Source organism: Mesorhizobium sp. M0909 (assembly GCF_040319515.1).
Lineage (GTDB): Bacteria > Pseudomonadota > Alphaproteobacteria > Rhizobiales > Rhizobiaceae > Mesorhizobium.
In genome coordinates this window covers 105,548-121,382 of sequence record NZ_JAMYOA010000017.1, presented here as the reverse complement: position 1 = coordinate 121,382, position 15,835 = coordinate 105,548, and the positions used below count along the sequence as shown (strand labels likewise).

The 15,835-nt window shown below is 62.4% G+C and carries 12 protein-coding genes and 1 pseudogene; 2 read left to right on the top strand and 11 right to left on the bottom strand.

Features of this window, described 5'->3' with window-relative positions; translation table 11 throughout:
* Positions 1 to 128 precede the first annotated feature (128 nt).
* The 4 genes from NKH83_RS24100 to NKH83_RS24085 form a co-directional block, all read right to left on the bottom strand.
* The gene (locus tag NKH83_RS24100; RefSeq protein ID WP_352807862.1) at positions 129 to 2,111 is read right to left on the bottom strand and encodes an ABC transporter permease; all 1,983 of its coding nucleotides are present in this window, start codon (positions 2,109 to 2,111) and stop codon (positions 129 to 131) included.
* Complete coding sequence (locus NKH83_RS24095; protein WP_352807861.1) at positions 2,108 to 3,184, bottom strand: quaternary amine ABC transporter ATP-binding protein; 1,077 nt, start codon at positions 3,182 to 3,184, stop codon at positions 2,108 to 2,110. The genes NKH83_RS24100 and NKH83_RS24095 overlap by 4 nt, the downstream gene beginning before the upstream one ends.
* A 73-nt stretch (positions 3,185 to 3,257) precedes the next feature.
* Positions 3,258 to 4,232, bottom strand: a complete 975-nt coding sequence (locus NKH83_RS24090; RefSeq protein ID WP_352807860.1) for an ABC transporter substrate-binding protein — start codon at positions 4,230 to 4,232, stop codon at positions 3,258 to 3,260.
* 804 nt (positions 4,233 to 5,036) lie between these two features.
* Complete coding sequence (locus NKH83_RS24085; RefSeq protein ID WP_352807859.1) at positions 5,037 to 5,813, bottom strand: tetratricopeptide repeat protein; 777 nt, start codon at positions 5,811 to 5,813, stop codon at positions 5,037 to 5,039.
* Positions 5,814 to 6,006: 193 nt separating this feature from the next.
* Here NKH83_RS24085 and NKH83_RS24080 point away from each other — a divergent pair.
* Positions 6,007 to 6,228 (top strand): annotated as a pseudogene (locus NKH83_RS24080) (D-alanine--D-alanine ligase A); the annotation flags it as partial.
* A 56-nt stretch (positions 6,229 to 6,284) separates the two neighbouring features.
* Here NKH83_RS24080 and NKH83_RS24075 read toward each other — a convergent pair.
* The 5 genes from NKH83_RS24075 to NKH83_RS24055 form a co-directional block, all read right to left on the bottom strand.
* A complete protein-coding gene (locus tag NKH83_RS24075; protein ID WP_352807858.1) occupies positions 6,285 to 7,070 on the bottom strand; it encodes an SDR family oxidoreductase in 786 nt (261 codons plus the stop codon).
* Positions 7,071 to 7,078: 8 nt separating this feature from the next.
* Positions 7,079 to 7,843: an SDR family oxidoreductase gene (locus NKH83_RS24070; protein WP_352807857.1), complete on the bottom strand. Its 765-nt coding sequence runs from the start codon at positions 7,841 to 7,843 to the stop codon at positions 7,079 to 7,081.
* Positions 7,844 to 7,969: 126 nt separating this feature from the next.
* Complete coding sequence (locus NKH83_RS24065; protein WP_352807856.1) at positions 7,970 to 9,478, bottom strand: sugar ABC transporter ATP-binding protein; 1,509 nt, start codon at positions 9,476 to 9,478, stop codon at positions 7,970 to 7,972.
* A gap of 33 nt (positions 9,479 to 9,511) precedes the next feature.
* A complete protein-coding gene (locus NKH83_RS24060) occupies positions 9,512 to 10,450 on the bottom strand; it encodes a sugar ABC transporter substrate-binding protein (RefSeq protein ID WP_352807855.1) in 939 nt (312 codons plus the stop codon).
* A gap of 148 nt (positions 10,451 to 10,598) precedes the next feature.
* A complete protein-coding gene (locus NKH83_RS24055) occupies positions 10,599 to 11,582 on the bottom strand; it encodes an ABC transporter permease (protein ID WP_502895613.1) in 984 nt (327 codons plus the stop codon).
* A 308-nt stretch (positions 11,583 to 11,890) separates the two neighbouring features.
* On the opposite strand from NKH83_RS24055, the gene NKH83_RS24050 reads away from it, so the two are divergent.
* On the top strand, positions 11,891 to 12,853 hold the full coding sequence (locus NKH83_RS24050) for a sugar-binding transcriptional regulator (RefSeq protein WP_031211026.1): 963 nt from the start codon (positions 11,891 to 11,893) through the stop codon (positions 12,851 to 12,853).
* Here NKH83_RS24050 and NKH83_RS24045 read toward each other — a convergent pair.
* Both NKH83_RS24045 and NKH83_RS24040 read right to left on the bottom strand, forming a co-directional pair.
* Positions 12,850 to 14,343: a xylulokinase gene (locus tag NKH83_RS24045; protein WP_352807853.1), complete on the bottom strand. Its 1,494-nt coding sequence runs from the start codon at positions 14,341 to 14,343 to the stop codon at positions 12,850 to 12,852. The genes NKH83_RS24050 and NKH83_RS24045 overlap by 4 nt on opposite strands.
* Positions 14,344 to 14,363: 20 nt before the next feature.
* Complete coding sequence (locus NKH83_RS24040) at positions 14,364 to 15,686, bottom strand: NAD(P)H-dependent oxidoreductase (protein ID WP_352807852.1); 1,323 nt, start codon at positions 15,684 to 15,686, stop codon at positions 14,364 to 14,366.
* Positions 15,687 to 15,835 lie beyond the last annotated feature (149 nt).

The window sequence follows — 15,835 nt, the reverse complement described above, 5'->3', positions numbered from 1 at the left end:
GCCTCCACTCCAGCCAGCATCTTGAATCACAGAACCGACTGATCGGGAATCCCCTTCGATTCCGTCAAATCAGGAACCGCTCTAGCGGCGCGCTTGGCGGCAGCTTCCTGAGGCCGTCCTATTCCGGACTATCCCAGCCTTGCGCGAGCCTTCGCCGTCCAGGCGTTGAACAGCCGGTCGGCGACGATGCCGATGAAGGCAATGGCCAGGCCGGCGACGATCCCGCGGCCGGAATCGGCCTTGGACAGCGCTATGAACACCTCCTGGCCGAGATCGCGGGTGCCGACCATGGCGCAGATGATGATCATCGCCAGTGCCATCAGGATCGTCTGGTTGACGCCAAGCATGATCTCTGGAAGGGCCAGCGGCAGCTGCACGCGAAAGAAGGTCTGCCGCTTGGTGCAGCCGGACACCTTCGCCGCCTCGATCAGCGCCGGCGGCACCTGCCGGATGCCGTGATTGGTGTAGCGGATCGCCGGCACCACGGCGAAGGCGACCGTGGCGATCATCGCGGTGACGTCGCCGACCCTGAACAGCATCACCACCGGAATGATGAAGCAGAACGACGGCAGCACCTGCAGCGTGTCGATGACCGGCGTGACGGTCTTTTCGAAGCGGTCGCTGCGCGATGCCATCAGCCCGATCGGAATGCCGATGAGGCAAGCGATAAAGGCCGAGATGCCGCACAAATAGACCGTCGCCATGGTCTTTTCCCAAAGGCCGGTGACGGCGCAGAACGCTGTCAATGCCGCGACCAGGGCGGCGAGGCGGAAGCCGCCGAGCTGGTATCCGGCAAGACCAAGGAGACAAACCGCGCCCAGCCACGGAAAGCCCTCGCAGAAGGCGCGCACCGGGTTCAGCACGTTGAGGATAAGCGCCACGCGGAACGCTTCGATCGTGTCGAAGAAGTTGATGGTGATCCAGTTCACCGCCGTCTTCCACAAAGGCGCGGTGGTGAAGGTGATGGCTTTCGGCACCGCGGCGAAGGCCGGCACGAACAGGCCGAGCAGCGTGGTGATGGTGAGAATGGCGACGGCCAGCGTCAGGTTGGGATAACGCCGCCAGAAGCTGGTGCCGGCCTGATGGCGGACATTTCCCTTGGCGTGATTGTGCGCGATCGCCTGGCTCAGCCGGTCGAGTGCAATCGCCAGTGCGACGATGGCGAGGCCAGCTTCCATCGCCTCGCCGACCTTGAGCGCGCGCAACGCCAAAAGCACGTCATAGCCGAGCCCACCGGCGCCGATCATCGAGGCGATGATCACCATATTGAGCGCCAGCATGATGACCTGGTTGACGCCGACCATCAATGTCGGCCGTGCCGACGGCAACAGCACCCGCCACAGCTTCTGCCGTGCCGTGCAGCCGGCCATCTCGCTGAAATCGTCGATCTCCGACGGCACCCGCGACAGGCCGAGCATCGTCGCCCGCACCATTGGCGGCGTCGCGAAAATTGCCGTCGCGATCATTGCCGAGACCGGGCTGTTGCCGAACAGAAGCAGCATCGGGATGAGATAGGCGAAGGTCGGGATCGTCTGCATCAGATCGAGGGCAGGGGAGATCAACAGCCTCTCCGCCCAGGGCTTGCGCCATGCCCAGATGCCGGCGAACAGCCCGGTGACAATGCAAAACGGCACAGCGATCGAGATTAAGCCCAGCGTCAGCATGGCGCTGGTCCACTGCCCGAACAGCGCGATGTAGAGAAAACAGCCGCCGGCCAGCGCACCCAGCTTCCAGCCGCCGGCCGCGCGTCCGGCAAGGTAGGCGGCAGCGCAGACGCCGACCCAGGACAGGCGCGGCAACACGACCATATCGGCGCCATGGCCGATCTTGAAATTTTTGGCCAGAAGAGCGAGCGCGAAATCGAGCGGCACGCCGAGCACCGCGGTGATCGAGCGGGTCAGCCAGGAGAAGTTCGACTTCACCCAGTTCATCAGCGCACCGACCCAATCTGCGACAGGAACGATCGCGCCGGCCGGGTAATTGACCGCCCAGGGCAGGCTTTCCTGCAGCAGGAAGACGATAAGCACGGCGGCGATCGCGCAGGCCCAGATCGCCAGCCAGGTTTGAATCGGCCGGGGCCTCGCTGCGCTGGCGCTTGCCGTGACTGTCATGCGCCGGCCCCACGACGTTCTATGCCGGCGAGAAGATCGATCACCGCCTGCGGCGTGACCTCGCCGATCGGCTTTCCGGTGCCGTTGACCACCGCGAAGGGCTTGCCGGCAGAGACGATATCAGCCGAAAAACTTGATATCTTGGCATCCGGCGCGACCGTCCCGCCGTACTCGGCGCCGTCGCAGGCGCGCATCAGGCTGCGCGCCGATATCACCTTGGCGCGATCGACATCGCGGGTGAATTCGGCGACATAGTCGGTCGTCGGATTGACCACCAGCTCTTCCGGCGTGCCGATCTGGATGACCTCGCCGTCCTTCATGATGGCGATCCGGTCGGCCAGCCGGATGGCCTCGTCGAAATCATGGGTAATGAAGACGATCGTCTTGTGCAGCATGGTCTGCAGCCGCATCAACTCGTCCTGCATCTCACGGCGGATCAGCGGATCGAGGGCCGAGAACGGCTCGTCCAGGAACCAGATTTCCGGCTTCGTGGCGAGGCTGCGGGCGATACCGACACGCTGCTGCTGTCCGCCGGAAAGCTCGCGCGGATAGAAATGCTCGCGACCGCGCAAGCCGACCAGCTCGATGACTTCACGGGCCCGCTTCTCGCGCGTCGGCCGGTCTTGCCCCTGGATACCGAGGGGGAAGGCGATGTTCTCCAGTACGTTGAGATGCGGCAGCAAGGCAAAATTCTGGAACACCATACCCATTCGGTGACGTCGCAGCTCGATCAGCGCGGGATCGGAAATCTTGAGCAGGTCCTTGCCTTCAAACTCGACCTTGCCGTGGGTCGGCTCGATCAGCCGCGACATGCAGCGCACCAGCGTCGACTTGCCTGACCCCGAAAGTCCCATGATGATGAAGATCTCGCCCTGGCGGATTTCGAGATCGACGGCGCGCACCGCGCCAACCAGCCCGGCGGCGGCGATGTCCGCCAGGCTGGCCTTGCCGTCGCGTCGGCGGATGAAATTGGCCGCGTCCGCCCCAAACAGCTTCCAGACATTGCGGCAGGCAAGCTTTATCGGGCGTGCATCGTTGCCGGCTTTCGCCGCCTGTTCAATCGTATCGCTCATTCAACCGTCCTTCTGGAATAGGGATCGAGACCCGGCCCTGAATGGCCGGGTCGTCGCGTTTCCAGTCAGACGGTCACTCGGCCCAGGCTTTCCAGTCGGCTTCGTGGGCGGCGATCCAGGCGGCGGCGACATCTTCCGGCGTCTTGCCTTCGAGATCGATCTCGCCGCTCATCTTGTTGAGCTCGTCGGTATCGACCGTGTAGTTTTTCGCGACCTTGTAGGCGACCGGCCATTTGTCCTTCATGCCGGCCCAGGAATATTTCCAGATCTCGCCATGGGGCTTGCCGCAGTCATATTTGGCATCGGGGTTCACGCCCCATTTCGGGTCGTTGTAGCATTCCGGCGTATAGTCGGGAAATTCGACCCATTCGCCCTTGTATTTGGCCGGCGCCCAATGCGGCGAATAGATCCACAGCATGATCGGCGCCTTGCGCTGATAGGCCGAGTCCAGTTCGGCGAACATCGCCGCATCGGTGCCGGCATGGATGACGGTGAAGGGCAGTTTCAGCGCCTCGACGCGTTCGTCGTCAAAACCTTCCCATGTCACGGGTCCGCCGAGATAACGCCCCTTCGGCGCGGTTTCGGCGGTCGAAAAGGCCTCGGCGCATTTCGGGTCTTTCAGCGCTTCCCAGTTCGGCAGGCCGGGGCATTTCTCTTTCATATATTCGGGAAACCACCATTCTTCCTTGGCCTTGGGTCCGAGCTTGCCGAGGCGTTCGGTCTGGCCCGTCGCGTCCGAGGCCTTCATCGCCTCGCCGGCCGTCGTGTCCCAGAATTCCAGGCCGACATCGATGTCGCCATTGGTCAGGCCGGTGGTCAGGCTGGAGAGATAGTCGGCGGTCGGGTACTCGACGGTGTAGCCGAGCTTTTCGAGGATGCCGCCGAGGATCTTGGCGTTCAGATTGACGCTGGTCCAGTCGAACAGCGCGATCTTGATCGGGTCGTTGGATTCCGGCGCTGCCGCATAGGCCGAAGACGTCAGCGCGCCCGCCGCGGCAAGTATTAAGGCTCCCATTGAGAAACTCGAAATCATGCTCCGAAGTGACATGCTTGTTCTCCTGTCAAGCTCTGGTGAAGTTATCGTTCGTTCCCTTCTTGCGTCTTTTTTTGATTGTGTTGGAAAAGCTGGTCGTTGCGCAAGGGCGTTGGCGCCACAATGCTGCCGGCGCTGAAGCGGCGCAGAGCGGATGATGCCCAATTTTGTGAAGATGTGCCGGAGGGGACCGTGTCATGGCTGCTGATGGATTGCTGACAAGGCAGTCCGCGGATCGATCGCCGGTCTGGCGGCGCTCTGAAAGGTGCGAGCCATCAAGGTCCCATGATCTCAGCTGTCGGCCTGGCGAACCCATCTCGCCAGAGCCGTTTCATGGGATGAAATTATATATACCAACATTCATGTCTCGCAACGAATAACATCGCTGCCCAATTTTAGCATCGACCATAAATCGGTTCGAAAAAAGCCAAGGTTACCGGTCTAGTAACCAAATCATACGTGGACTAGAGGCTGCAGGCGCCATCAGACAAGGACACGGCGGGATTAAGCGCGTAGCTCGCCGTTACGCCGGCTGCAATTCCAAATCTGCCGTTTGAGTCTGCCTGAACCCCCGCACTCGTATTCACCCTTGAGCCTATGCCCGCACCCGCAAAACCTGTAATCGTTCCGTCTTGACTATATGAAAGTGATGTTTGAGCTAATCCAGTGCTCAGGTTGAAACTGCCGGCGGTTCCTCCATCGTTTACGCTAAAGCCCGCACCCAAGTATCCGCCATTTCGATTACCAAAAAAACTGCCGCCCATATCTCTGAATCCCTCTGTTTAATACTTAATAGTTTGCAGTGTATGGACTTGAAAATTACGGTGACGTCTTCTGCAGTTCTGGCTGAATGCGGATAAGTGCTTTTTTTGCGCCTTCGTGGCCTTGTGCAGCAGAGCGCTTTAGCCACTCCATTCCGAGTGCTGTGTCGCTCTCAACTCCGACACCCTTCAGATACATCAAACCTATATTATATTGTGCTTTCGCGTTATTTTGCTTTGCGGCCTTATTATACCAAAGGAACGCAAGGTCTGTATTTTTATCGACGTCTGTACCACTGAGATAAATCGAGCCTAAATTAACCTGAGCGTCGACGTTCCCCTGTTCTGCGGCTTTCGTGAACCAAAAAATAGCCTCATTAATGCTTTTTGGCACACCTTTACCAATGAGGTACACGTATCCGAGGTATTGCTGAGCTTCAGGTATTCCTTGTGTCGCTGCACTGCGCCAAAGTTCAGCCGCCTTTTCGTGATCTAGCTGAACTCCTTCACCCCAAGAATACAGAAGGCCGAGACTGACCTGTGCTACGGCCATATTTTGCTTCGCCGCCTTCGTCCACCATTCCGCAGCTTTGGAGTAATCCAACGAGACTCCAAGTCCCCTTGAATAGAGGAACCCCAAGTTGAACTCAGCGATGGCGTCACCGTTTTCAGCAAGCTCTTCCCATTCCTTATATGCAACTTGGTAATTACCCGCCTTGAAAGCAGCCTCCGCCTCAAGAGCACCCCCTTGCGACGCAGTAGGAGAAAACAGAGCAATGGCGAAAAGCAGCCCCAAAAGCCACAGAGATACGACAAACCGCGTTGACTTCATCATCGTACCTCCGCTGGGCGACGCATCTCGCGACCCCATCAGTTTAGCCGCCTGAACTCGCGCCTGAACTCGGCGCGAATGACAGCGACCGTGATTAAACTTTGTCGTTCACCGCTCATGGAACGCCCCATCAGTCATCTCCATCAGTGGATCGAGGAGGCATTCTAGCACGCGCGGGTCGCCGGTCTTCACTTCCGCCGTCACGGATTTCAGAGCCGTCGGCTGTGACGGGATGGCACGCGTCGACTTCTTTCTGACGCCGGACATGCAGTTCCTGGTCAATGACATCAACACCAACCCCGGCTTGACCGACATCAGCATGTATTCCAAGGCAATGGCGGCAAGCGGCGTCAGCTATTCCGAAATCATCGATCGGCTCGTGGAACATGGATTGGCACGGGCCCGCCGGGCAGCCTGAATGCGGCGAACCGGCTTTCACATCCCAGCGGATGGAACGTTGGCCTGTGTCGTACCTCACGACATGATCAGGCCGCCATCGACATTGATGGTCTGCCCGGTGATGTAGGCCGCATCGTCGCTGGCGAGAAAGCTGACCAGGCCGGAGACATCCTCGCCGCTGCCGGCGCGGCCCATCGGGATGTTCTTCACCCATTCGGCCATCAGTTCGCCGGGCTTGTAATCGCCCATCAGCTTGCCCCACGCCGCGTCGTTATAGGCCCACATGTCGGTGTCGATGATGCCGGGGCAGATCGCGTTGACGGTGATCTTCTCCTTTGCCACTTCCTTGGCCAGGCTCTGGGTGATGCCGACGACGCCGAATTTCGAGGCCGCATAATGCGGCGTGTAGATAAAGCCCTGCCGCGCCTGGCCGGATGCGGTGTTGATCAGCCGGCCGCCGTCGCCGTGCTTGCGGATGCGCGCGATCGCCTCCTGGCAACACAGGAACACGCCCTTGGTGTTGACCGCCATTACCTTGTCCCATTCGGCCTCTGTCATCGCCTCGATCCTGGCGATGGTGATGACGCCGGCATTCTGCACGGAGATGTCGACGCGGCCGAACTCTTGCTCGGCCAGGTCATAGAGGGCGACGACTTCGTCCTTCCTGGTCACGTCCATGCGCAGCGATGCGACCTTGGCGCCCGCAGCCTTCAGGTCGGCGGCAACCTCATCGACGCGCGCGTCGATGGCGCTGATGACGACCGCGGCACCTTCCGCGGCGAAGCGCCTGGCCATTGCCGCCCCAATGCCGCCGCTGGCGCCGGTGATGACCGCCGTTTTTCCCTGGAATCGCTTCTGCATTTTTTCTCCTACCAGCAGACGAAGCCGCCATCGACGATCAGGTCGATGCCGGTGACGAAACTCGAGGCGCGGCTGGCCAGGAACACGGTCGGGCCGACCATCTCTTCCGGCGCCGCCATGCGGCCCATCGGCGTGTCGCGCTCGAAGATTTTGACCTGGTCGGCGACCTCCGGCCGCTTGTTCATCGGCGTCAGCGTATAGCCGGGGCTGACGACATTGACGCGCAGGCCGCGATCGGCCCATTCCATGGCCAGGCTCTTCGACATGTGGATGACCGCGGCCTTCGACGAATTGTAATGCGCCTGTGTCAGGCCGCGATTGACGATCGAGCCAGACATCGAGGCGATGTTGATGATCGAGCCTTTGCGCCGCGTCAGCATGGCGCGGGCCTCGGCCTGGCAGGACAGGAATACGCCGCTGACATTGACGTCGTAGAGCTTCTGCCATTTCTCCAGCGACAGCGTCTCGGCCGGCTCAGCTCCGGCGACGCCGGCATTGTTGACGGCGACCGTCAGCGCGCCGAGTTCCTTCTCCGTACGCTCGATCGCGGCCGCGAGATCGGCCTCTGACGTCACCGTGCCGTTCAGCACCAGCGCCTTGCGGCCAAATGCCGTGATCCGGTGCGCGGTCTCCTCCAGCCCGCCTTTGGAGGCGTGGCCGAAGCAGGCTATGTCGGCGCCGGCCTCGGCCAAGCCGATGGCGATTGCTTGCCCGATGCCGCTGCCGGCGCCTGTAACAAGTGCCACGTCACCATGAAGTTCGAATAGTTTCATCGTCGGTCCCTCTGTTCCAACCGCCGTCCTCCGGAAATAAAGGGGCGCCAACTCTGTTGCTGGCGCCCCGCGCGGTCTGGTGCCCGGGAGGATACCACCTGCTGCGCTTTAGTTCGATGGGCCGTCCTAGCTCGTGGCGAGTTCCATCACGGCGACATTGCTCGCTTCGCTGCGGTCGAGAATGCCGCGTTGCCGGCCGCGGCTCAGCACCAGCACGCGATGCGACAGGCCGAGCACTTCCTCGAGATCGGAACTCACCACCACCACCGCCATGCCGGAACGGGCAAGGTCGGCGATGACATCATAGATCGCGGCGCGTGCACCGACGTCTATGCCGCGCGTCGGCTCGTCCAGGATGAACACCTTGGGCGGGCGCGACACCCATTTGGCAATGATCACCTTCTGCTGGTTGCCGCCGGAGAGCTTGCTGACCGTTTGGTTCGGCCGGCCCTTGACGCCGAGCCGGCGAATGCCGGCCTCGGCGAATTTCTGCACCGCCTTCGGGAACACCCAGCCATTCGGCGCGACATGGTCGAAATTGCCGATCGCCAGGTTCTCGCCGATCGTCTGGTCGAGCACCACGCCTTGCGCCTTGCGGTCTTCCGGTACGAGAACGACGCCGGCCGTGATCGCCGCCGCCGGGCCATTGAGATGCACCGGCTTGCCGGCGACGCGCACCGAACCCGATGAGATCGGATCGGCACCGGCGATCGCCCGCACCAGCTCCGTGCGTCCGGCGCCGATCAGCCCGGCAATGCCCATGATTTCGCCGGCCCGCACTGAAAAGCTGACATTTTGAAAGCTGCGTTCCGGCGAGGACAGGTTCTCGACTTCGAGCAGCGTGTCGTTGCCCGGCGCCGATACCGTAGGGAACATCCGCTCGACGCTGCGGCCGACCATCTGCTCGACCACGGTGCGCACCGGAATGTCGGCGCGCTCGTGCCGGGCGACGATGCGCCCGTCGCGCATCACCACCACGCGGTCGGCGATTTGGGCGATCTCGTCCAGCCGGTGGCTAATATAGATGAAGGACATGCCTTCCGCCTTGAGCTTGCGGATTTGCTGGAACAGGAGCTCCGTTTCCTCGCCGCCAAGGGCGGCCGTCGGTTCGTCGAAGATCAGCAACTCGGCCTTGAGCGTCAGCGCCTTGGCGATTTCGACCTGCTGCTGGGCGGCGATACGCAGCGTGCGCACTTTGCGCTCCGGCGAGACATCGAGGCCGAGGCGCTTCAACTGGGCCGATGCCCGTGCATTCATTGCCGCGCGGTCGATGCGGCCGCCGCGCATCGGCAGGCGCCCCACATAGACGTTTTCGGCGACCGACAGATCGGGCAAGAGCTTAAGCTCCTGATGGATCATGCCGATGCCAGCGTCGATCGCCGCGGCAGGATTGGCGGGGGAATAAGCGCTCCCCCGCCAGGTGATGGTACCGGCATCGGGTTTCGTCGACCCGGCTATGATGTTCGAGACGGTCGACTTGCCGGCGCCGTTTTCGCCAAGCAGCGCCACGACCTCGCCCGGCCGCACCTCGAAGCTCGCATCGGCCAGGACCTGCACCGGCCCGTAGCTCTTGCAGAGGCCGCTGACGACGAGCCCGTTATGGGGGCTGTGCGTATGGCGAGGATCGGTGGACATCGTTGCGCTCGCTGACTGCCGGACTGGTCTTAATCAGGGATGTTTGGCGATGAACTGCTCGACATTGTCCTTGGTGGTCAAAGTCGCATCCTGCAGCTGTTCGGCGGGAATGGTCTCGCCGGCCACCAGCTTGATTGCCGCGTCGACGGCAAGCCGGCCCATGCCTTGCGTCTGCTGCGTTGCCGTCACGTCGAAGACGCCGTCCTTCAGTGCTTTAAGCGCCGCCACGTCGCCGTCGAAGCCGGCAACCCAGACCTTATGGCCCGGATTGGCGACCTTTACCGCCTGCGCCGCACCGAGCGCCAGCGCGTCGGCCTGGCCGATGACGATCGACACATCCGGATGCGACTGCAACAGATCCTGCGTCAGCTTGAAGCCTTCGTCCTGGTGCCAGCCTTCGCTCCACAATTCGCCGACCACCTTGATGTCGGGATAGCCCTTCAATGCTTCGCCACAGCCCTTCGAGCGATCGACCTCGGGCGTCGTACCCTTCTGGCCGTGGATGATGATCAACTCGCCCTTGCCGCCGGCCTGCTTGGCGATGTAGTCGCAAACCGCCTTGGCCGATGCCACGCTGTTGGTGGCGATGAAGGTGTCGCCGGGTGCGCCGTCGGCGTTGCGATCGACATTGATGACTGGGATGCCGGCCGCCTTGGCCGTCTTGGTCGGCACGGTGGCGGCGGTGGCGCCGGCCGGAATGTAGATCAGCGCGTCGATGTTTTGCGTGATCAGGTCCTGCACCTGGCTGACCTGGGTCGCCGAATCGCCCTTGGCATCGACGGTAACGACCTCGATGCCCTTTTCCTTGCCATAGGCTTCGACGGACTGCTTGATCTGGTTGAAGAAGTCGGCCTGCAGATTGGCGACGGCGAGGCCGAGCTTCTTGGCCTCCTTGGCCGAGGCCATATCGGGCAGGCCAAGCAGCGGGATGACGGCCGCGGCGGCAAGCAGCAATGAACGTTTGGTTAGCATGTTATTCCTCCGTTGATGTTCAATCTGTCCTGCCCGCGCATCGCGGCGCCCCTTGGCCGAACAACTCCCAGTTTCGGATCACCGATCCGTTTTCGCCCGAATATCCGGGTGAATCTCATTGAGCCCCATTCTTCATTGTGCCCATTCTTCATTGTGCTCGGCGCCGCCAGGTGTCGGTGGCCACCGCCAGCGCGATCACCACGCCGATAACCACTTGCTGGATGAAGGGCGAGACACCGAGCAGGTTCAGCCCGTTGCGCAGCACGCCGATGATGAGGACGCCGATGGCGGTGCCGCCGATCGAGCCGACGCCGCCCGACAGGCTGGCGCCGCCGATCACTACCGCCGCGATGGTGTCGAGTTCGTAGCCGAGGCCGGAACTCGGCTGGACGGAATCGAGCCGCGCGGCAAGCACGATGCCGGCGAGACCGGCCAGCACGGCGCAGATCGCATAGACCCAGTTCGTCAGCGACTTGACCGGTATGCCGGACAGCCGGGCGACTTCGGCACTGCCGCCGATTGCGTACAGGCTACGGCCGGTGGCGCGGTAGTTGAGGAAGATCGCGAAAATGACGGCAAGCACGATCATCAGCCCGACAGTGACCGAGAGGAAACCGAAATGCCGGATGATCGACAGGCTGGTGAACCAGTCGGGAAAGCCGACGATCTGCGAGCCGTCGGTGATCATGTTGGCGAGACCGCGCGCCACAGACATCATCGCCAACGTGGCGATGAAGGGCGGCAGCTTGGTGATCGTGACCAGCAGGCCCGAAACCAGGCCGCAAAGACCGGCGACAACGAGGGCCGCGGCGATGCCGGCGGGCAGGCCGAGATTGAGATAGTCCGGATGGGCGACGAAGCCCATCACCATGGAAGCCAGTGCCAGCACCGAGCCGACGGACAGGTCGATGCCGCCGATCAGGATGACCAGCGTCATGCCGATCGCCATGATGCCGAGCACGGTGACCTGGTCGAGCACGTTGAGGATGTTGCGGATGGTCAGGAACGTGTCGGTGGTCAGCGAGAGCGCCAGGCACAGCAGAACCAGCCCGATCAGCGGACCCATGGTTCCGGCAAAGACAGCTGAAAACCTTGCGCCCGCCGTAGCCTGTGCGCCAGCGCCTGCCTTCAACTCGCCTGCCTTCAAATTGCTTGTGTCGTTGCTCACAGCCACTCTGTCTCCTCCACAGCAATCCGGCGCTGCATCACCGGGCCACTTTGCTCACCAGGCTCCTCCCTGTGAACAATTTATCTTTAACATGCAATTTTGTTCAGCTAAACTGTTCGTCGGAAAATTGTCAAGGCCTGCCGCTTCATTCGAGGACGGGTTTGCGCTGTCCGCCGGTTTGGCTTACGCAAGGTCTCCGAAATCTTGGGCATTTCGAAGTCGCCGGATTGGAATTTCATGAGCAGAGCCGGCGGCTGCGGCAAGGCAAACAGATGACGATCGTAGAGAACGAAAGAGCCTCGCGCTTCCCCGACGCTGAACTCAAGGCCCGCGCCGCCTGGCACTATTACGTCGAGGGTCTTACACAGGAACGGATTTCCGAAATTCTCGGCGTCGGCCGCATCAAGGTGCATCGCATTCTCTCCGCCGCCCGCGAAGAGGGGGTCGTCCAGTTTCGCATCCGTGACAGCGTCGTCGAATGCGTGATTTTGGAGGAAAGCCTGAAGCAGCGGTTCGGGCTCAGCCAGGCCGTGGTCGTGCCGTCGGCAGCCGACCGAAGCAATGCGCCGCTGATGATCGGCCACGCCGCTGCCGCCTACCTGGCCGACCATGTGAATGCCGGCGATGTCATCGCGCTGGGCTGGGGGCGGACACTGAAATTCGCCATCAATGAATTGCCGCGGCGGCCCATCGCCAGGACGACGGTGGTTTCGATGCTTGGCGGCCTCACCCATGCCCAGCCGCTCAACCCGACAGAAAGCGCCTGGGATTTCGCCGAAAAGATTGGTGCGGAGTGCTTCCTGCTGCCGGTGCCGGTCTATGCCGACAGGCCGGAGCAGCGCGACGCCTTCATGAGCCAGCGCAGCGTTCAGGACGTCGTCTTCCGCGCACGCCGGGCAAACATCGCCGTGCTCAGCGTCGGCTCGTTTTCCAACGACAGCCCGATCGCCAATTATGGCTTCATCAAGCCAAGCGAACTGGAGGAATTGCAGGCGGCCGGTGCCGTCGGCGATATTCTGTGTCATTTCATCGACGCCGAGGGCCGCCCGGTCGACCACGAGGTCAACCGCCGCGTCTGCGCCTATCCGCTGCAGGATCTGTCGGATATCCCGAGCATCATCCTGGTGTCGGGAGGCAGCGAGAAGGTTGCGGTGATGCGGGCTGCGCTCGCCAACACCAAGGTATCGGTTCTGATCACCGACGAAGACGCGGCAAAGGGCCTGCTCAACCGCTAGATTTCGCCGAGAGCGCCGAGGCGGGTGTGGATATCGCGCGTCGCCCGGTAAAGGTCGCGGTAGATTGCCTTGCGGTCGCGATAGACGGCGACAAGCCCGTCGACCGGATCGACATGCCTGGTGGGAGCGGCAGCCATTACCTCTGCTGCGGCTTCCGGCGAGGCAAACCAGCCGATAGCCGCTGCCGCCAGCATGGCAGCGCCGAGCGCGGCGGCTTCGTTGACCGGCGAGACCGAGAGCGGCCGCTCGAGCACGCTTGCCATGATCTGCATGAGCAGCGCGCAATTGGTGCCGCCGCCGGCGGCAATCATCGCCGCCGGTCCGCCGGCCTGGGCTTCCATGGCCTCGGTGGCGACGGCCTGCTCGAAGGCGATGCCTTCCAGGACAGCGCGGAAGAGATGCTCCGGCCGGTGGTCGAGCGACAGGCCGACAATGGCGCCGCGCGCCGCACCGTCCCAATAGGGGCTCATGACGCCGGCCCAATAGGGCATGATGAGCAGGCCGTCGCTGCCTGCAGCAACATCCAGCGCCGCGTTCTCCAGCGCTGCCGCCGATGGCGAACCGGTCGTGCGAACGATCCAGTCGACCAGCTGCATGCCCGAGCGCAGCACGGTCTCAAGCATGAAACCGGAGCCGGTCGGCGAGACCAGCGTTCGAAAAGCGTCCGAGGTTTTCACCTTGCCGGAATAGCAGCCGCTGACCACGCCGGAGCCGAGCGAGAGATAGCTCTTGCCTTCCCCGTAGACGCCCATGCCGAGGCCCATAGCTTGCCCGTCACCGGCTCCTGCCACAACCGGCGTGCCAGCCTTCAGGCCGGTCAGTTGCGCAGCGGTTGTGGAAAGCCCGCCGCAAATTGCGCCCGGCGCGGCCAACTCGGGCAATTGCTCCATCTGCAGTCCGGCGGCCGCAACGAGGCGGGGATGCCAGGTACCTTTCTCGACGTCGAGCAGCCCGAGCGGATCCGCACTTGCGGTGCTGGTGACCAATCGCCCGGTCAGTCGCTGAACGAAGAATCCATGCACGTCGACCAGCGCCGCTGCCTGGCGAAGCACTTGCGGCTGGTGCTCGGCAAGCCAGGCGATGGCGTAGAGTGCCGGCGTCGGGTCCGGCGGCTTGCCGCTCCAGTCGCGGATCGCCTCGCGGCCGAGTTCGGCCGAAAGCCTGATAACCTGCGGACGGGCGCGTTCGTCCAGCCACAGGATCGCCGGGATGAGTGCTTTGCCGGCGCTGTCCACCAGCGTGAAGGTCTCGCGCTGATGAGCGATGCAGATCGCCGCCACCCGCGCAGCGCCGACCGCCTCGGTGACCTGCTTCAATGCGCCAAGCAGCGCCGTCCACCAATGTTCGGCGTCCTGCTCGAAATGGCCGGGCTTCGGATTTGAAAGCGGGTACGGCTCGCGCGCCTGGAACAGCTCCTCGCCGTCGCGCGAGAAGGCAATTGCCTTCACGGCCGTGGTCGAGGCGTCGATCCCGATTACGACATCTTCCATCAGGCGGAGATCCGGCGGGGTCAGGCCGCGTTGGTGGCGAACCGTCCGTCTGACTGGTCGAGACGGCGGCGGATCTGGGTTATCACCATCGAATCGTCGGGTACACAATTTTCATAGCTCAGGAAGTCGCCGGTCTTGAGCGGCTTGACCACCTTGGCGCGTTCAGCAAGGCCGAGCGGCAGGGCGCCGCGGGCGCGCGCATCCTCCCAGGTCATGGCGAAGCCACGATAGTCGTTCTCGCCGATCATGCCGAGAGATTGGCCAACGCCGAGATCGCTCTTGGCAACCGCCACCGCCTCGGCGACCGGATGGTCGAGCGGCTCCATGTCGGCACGCTTGTAGACGACCGCGCGCGCCGCCGACAGCGGCACTTCCAGGCTGGTCAGATGATAGGGCCGGAAGATCGTGAAATAGGGGCCTTGGCCGACCTTGAGGTCGATCATGCGCTCCAGCACACGCGGATGCCGGGTCTCGATGATGCAGAACACGCCGGGCGCCACACCCTTGCCGATCGAGTAATCGACAACGCCCTTGCGGTGCAGCACGCCGCCATCCTCGCGCGGGCAAAGCACGCTTGCCAGCTCGTCCAGCGTCGCGGTCGGGCCGTGCATGCCCGGCACATCGGGCACCAGGCCGGTAGCATTGGCGATTGCCACCATTTCGATCGCCGTCTTCGAGCCGTCGACGAATTCGACCAGCATGCGCGCATTCATGTTGCGCTCGGCCGCCTCCTTCTCGTAGTCGGCCGGCATGGCGTCGATCTTCAGCGGATTGTTCTTGCCCTTGCCGGCGGCGATGATGTTGAAGCCGAGGCTTTTGGCAAAGCCGATGATCTCCAGCGTGCAGGCGGGCTCGTCGCCGGCGGCACCGGTATAGACGACGCCGGCCTTGCGTGCCTCCTCCTTGAGGAAGCGGCCGATGGTGATGTCGGCCTCGACATTGAGCATGACGATATGCTTGCCGTTCCTCATCACTTCGAGCGCAAACAGCGTGCCGATATTGGGATTACCCGTTGCGTCGATGATGACGTCGATCCGGCCGGCCGCCGCCAGCGCATGCAAATCTTCGGTCACCGCGATCTTGCCCGCCTCGATGGCGCGGTCGATCGCCGCGGCATTGCCGGCCTGAACGATGTCGGAATGGTCATGGCCAGCGAGCAGCGCCGCGTCGATCGCTGCCTGCGGCCTGACTTCAGAAATGGCGCCGATCCGCATGCCCGGCATCAGCGCGACCTGGACGACGATGTCGGTGCCCATCTGCCCGGCGCCGGCAAGCCCGATGGTGATCGGCCCCTGCTGTTCAGCGCGCTGCAGAAGTTCCGCTGCAAATTGCGGATGGGACATGTCGCTTCCTCCAGTTCCTGACGCGCCGCAGCGTCCAAATCAGCGTTTTGAACATTTCTATTTGCAAATGAAAAATATTTCAACCGGCAATTGGGTATTGTCGCTCTGCAATCGGCCGAAGACGATTGGATGAGCGGTCAATCCACACG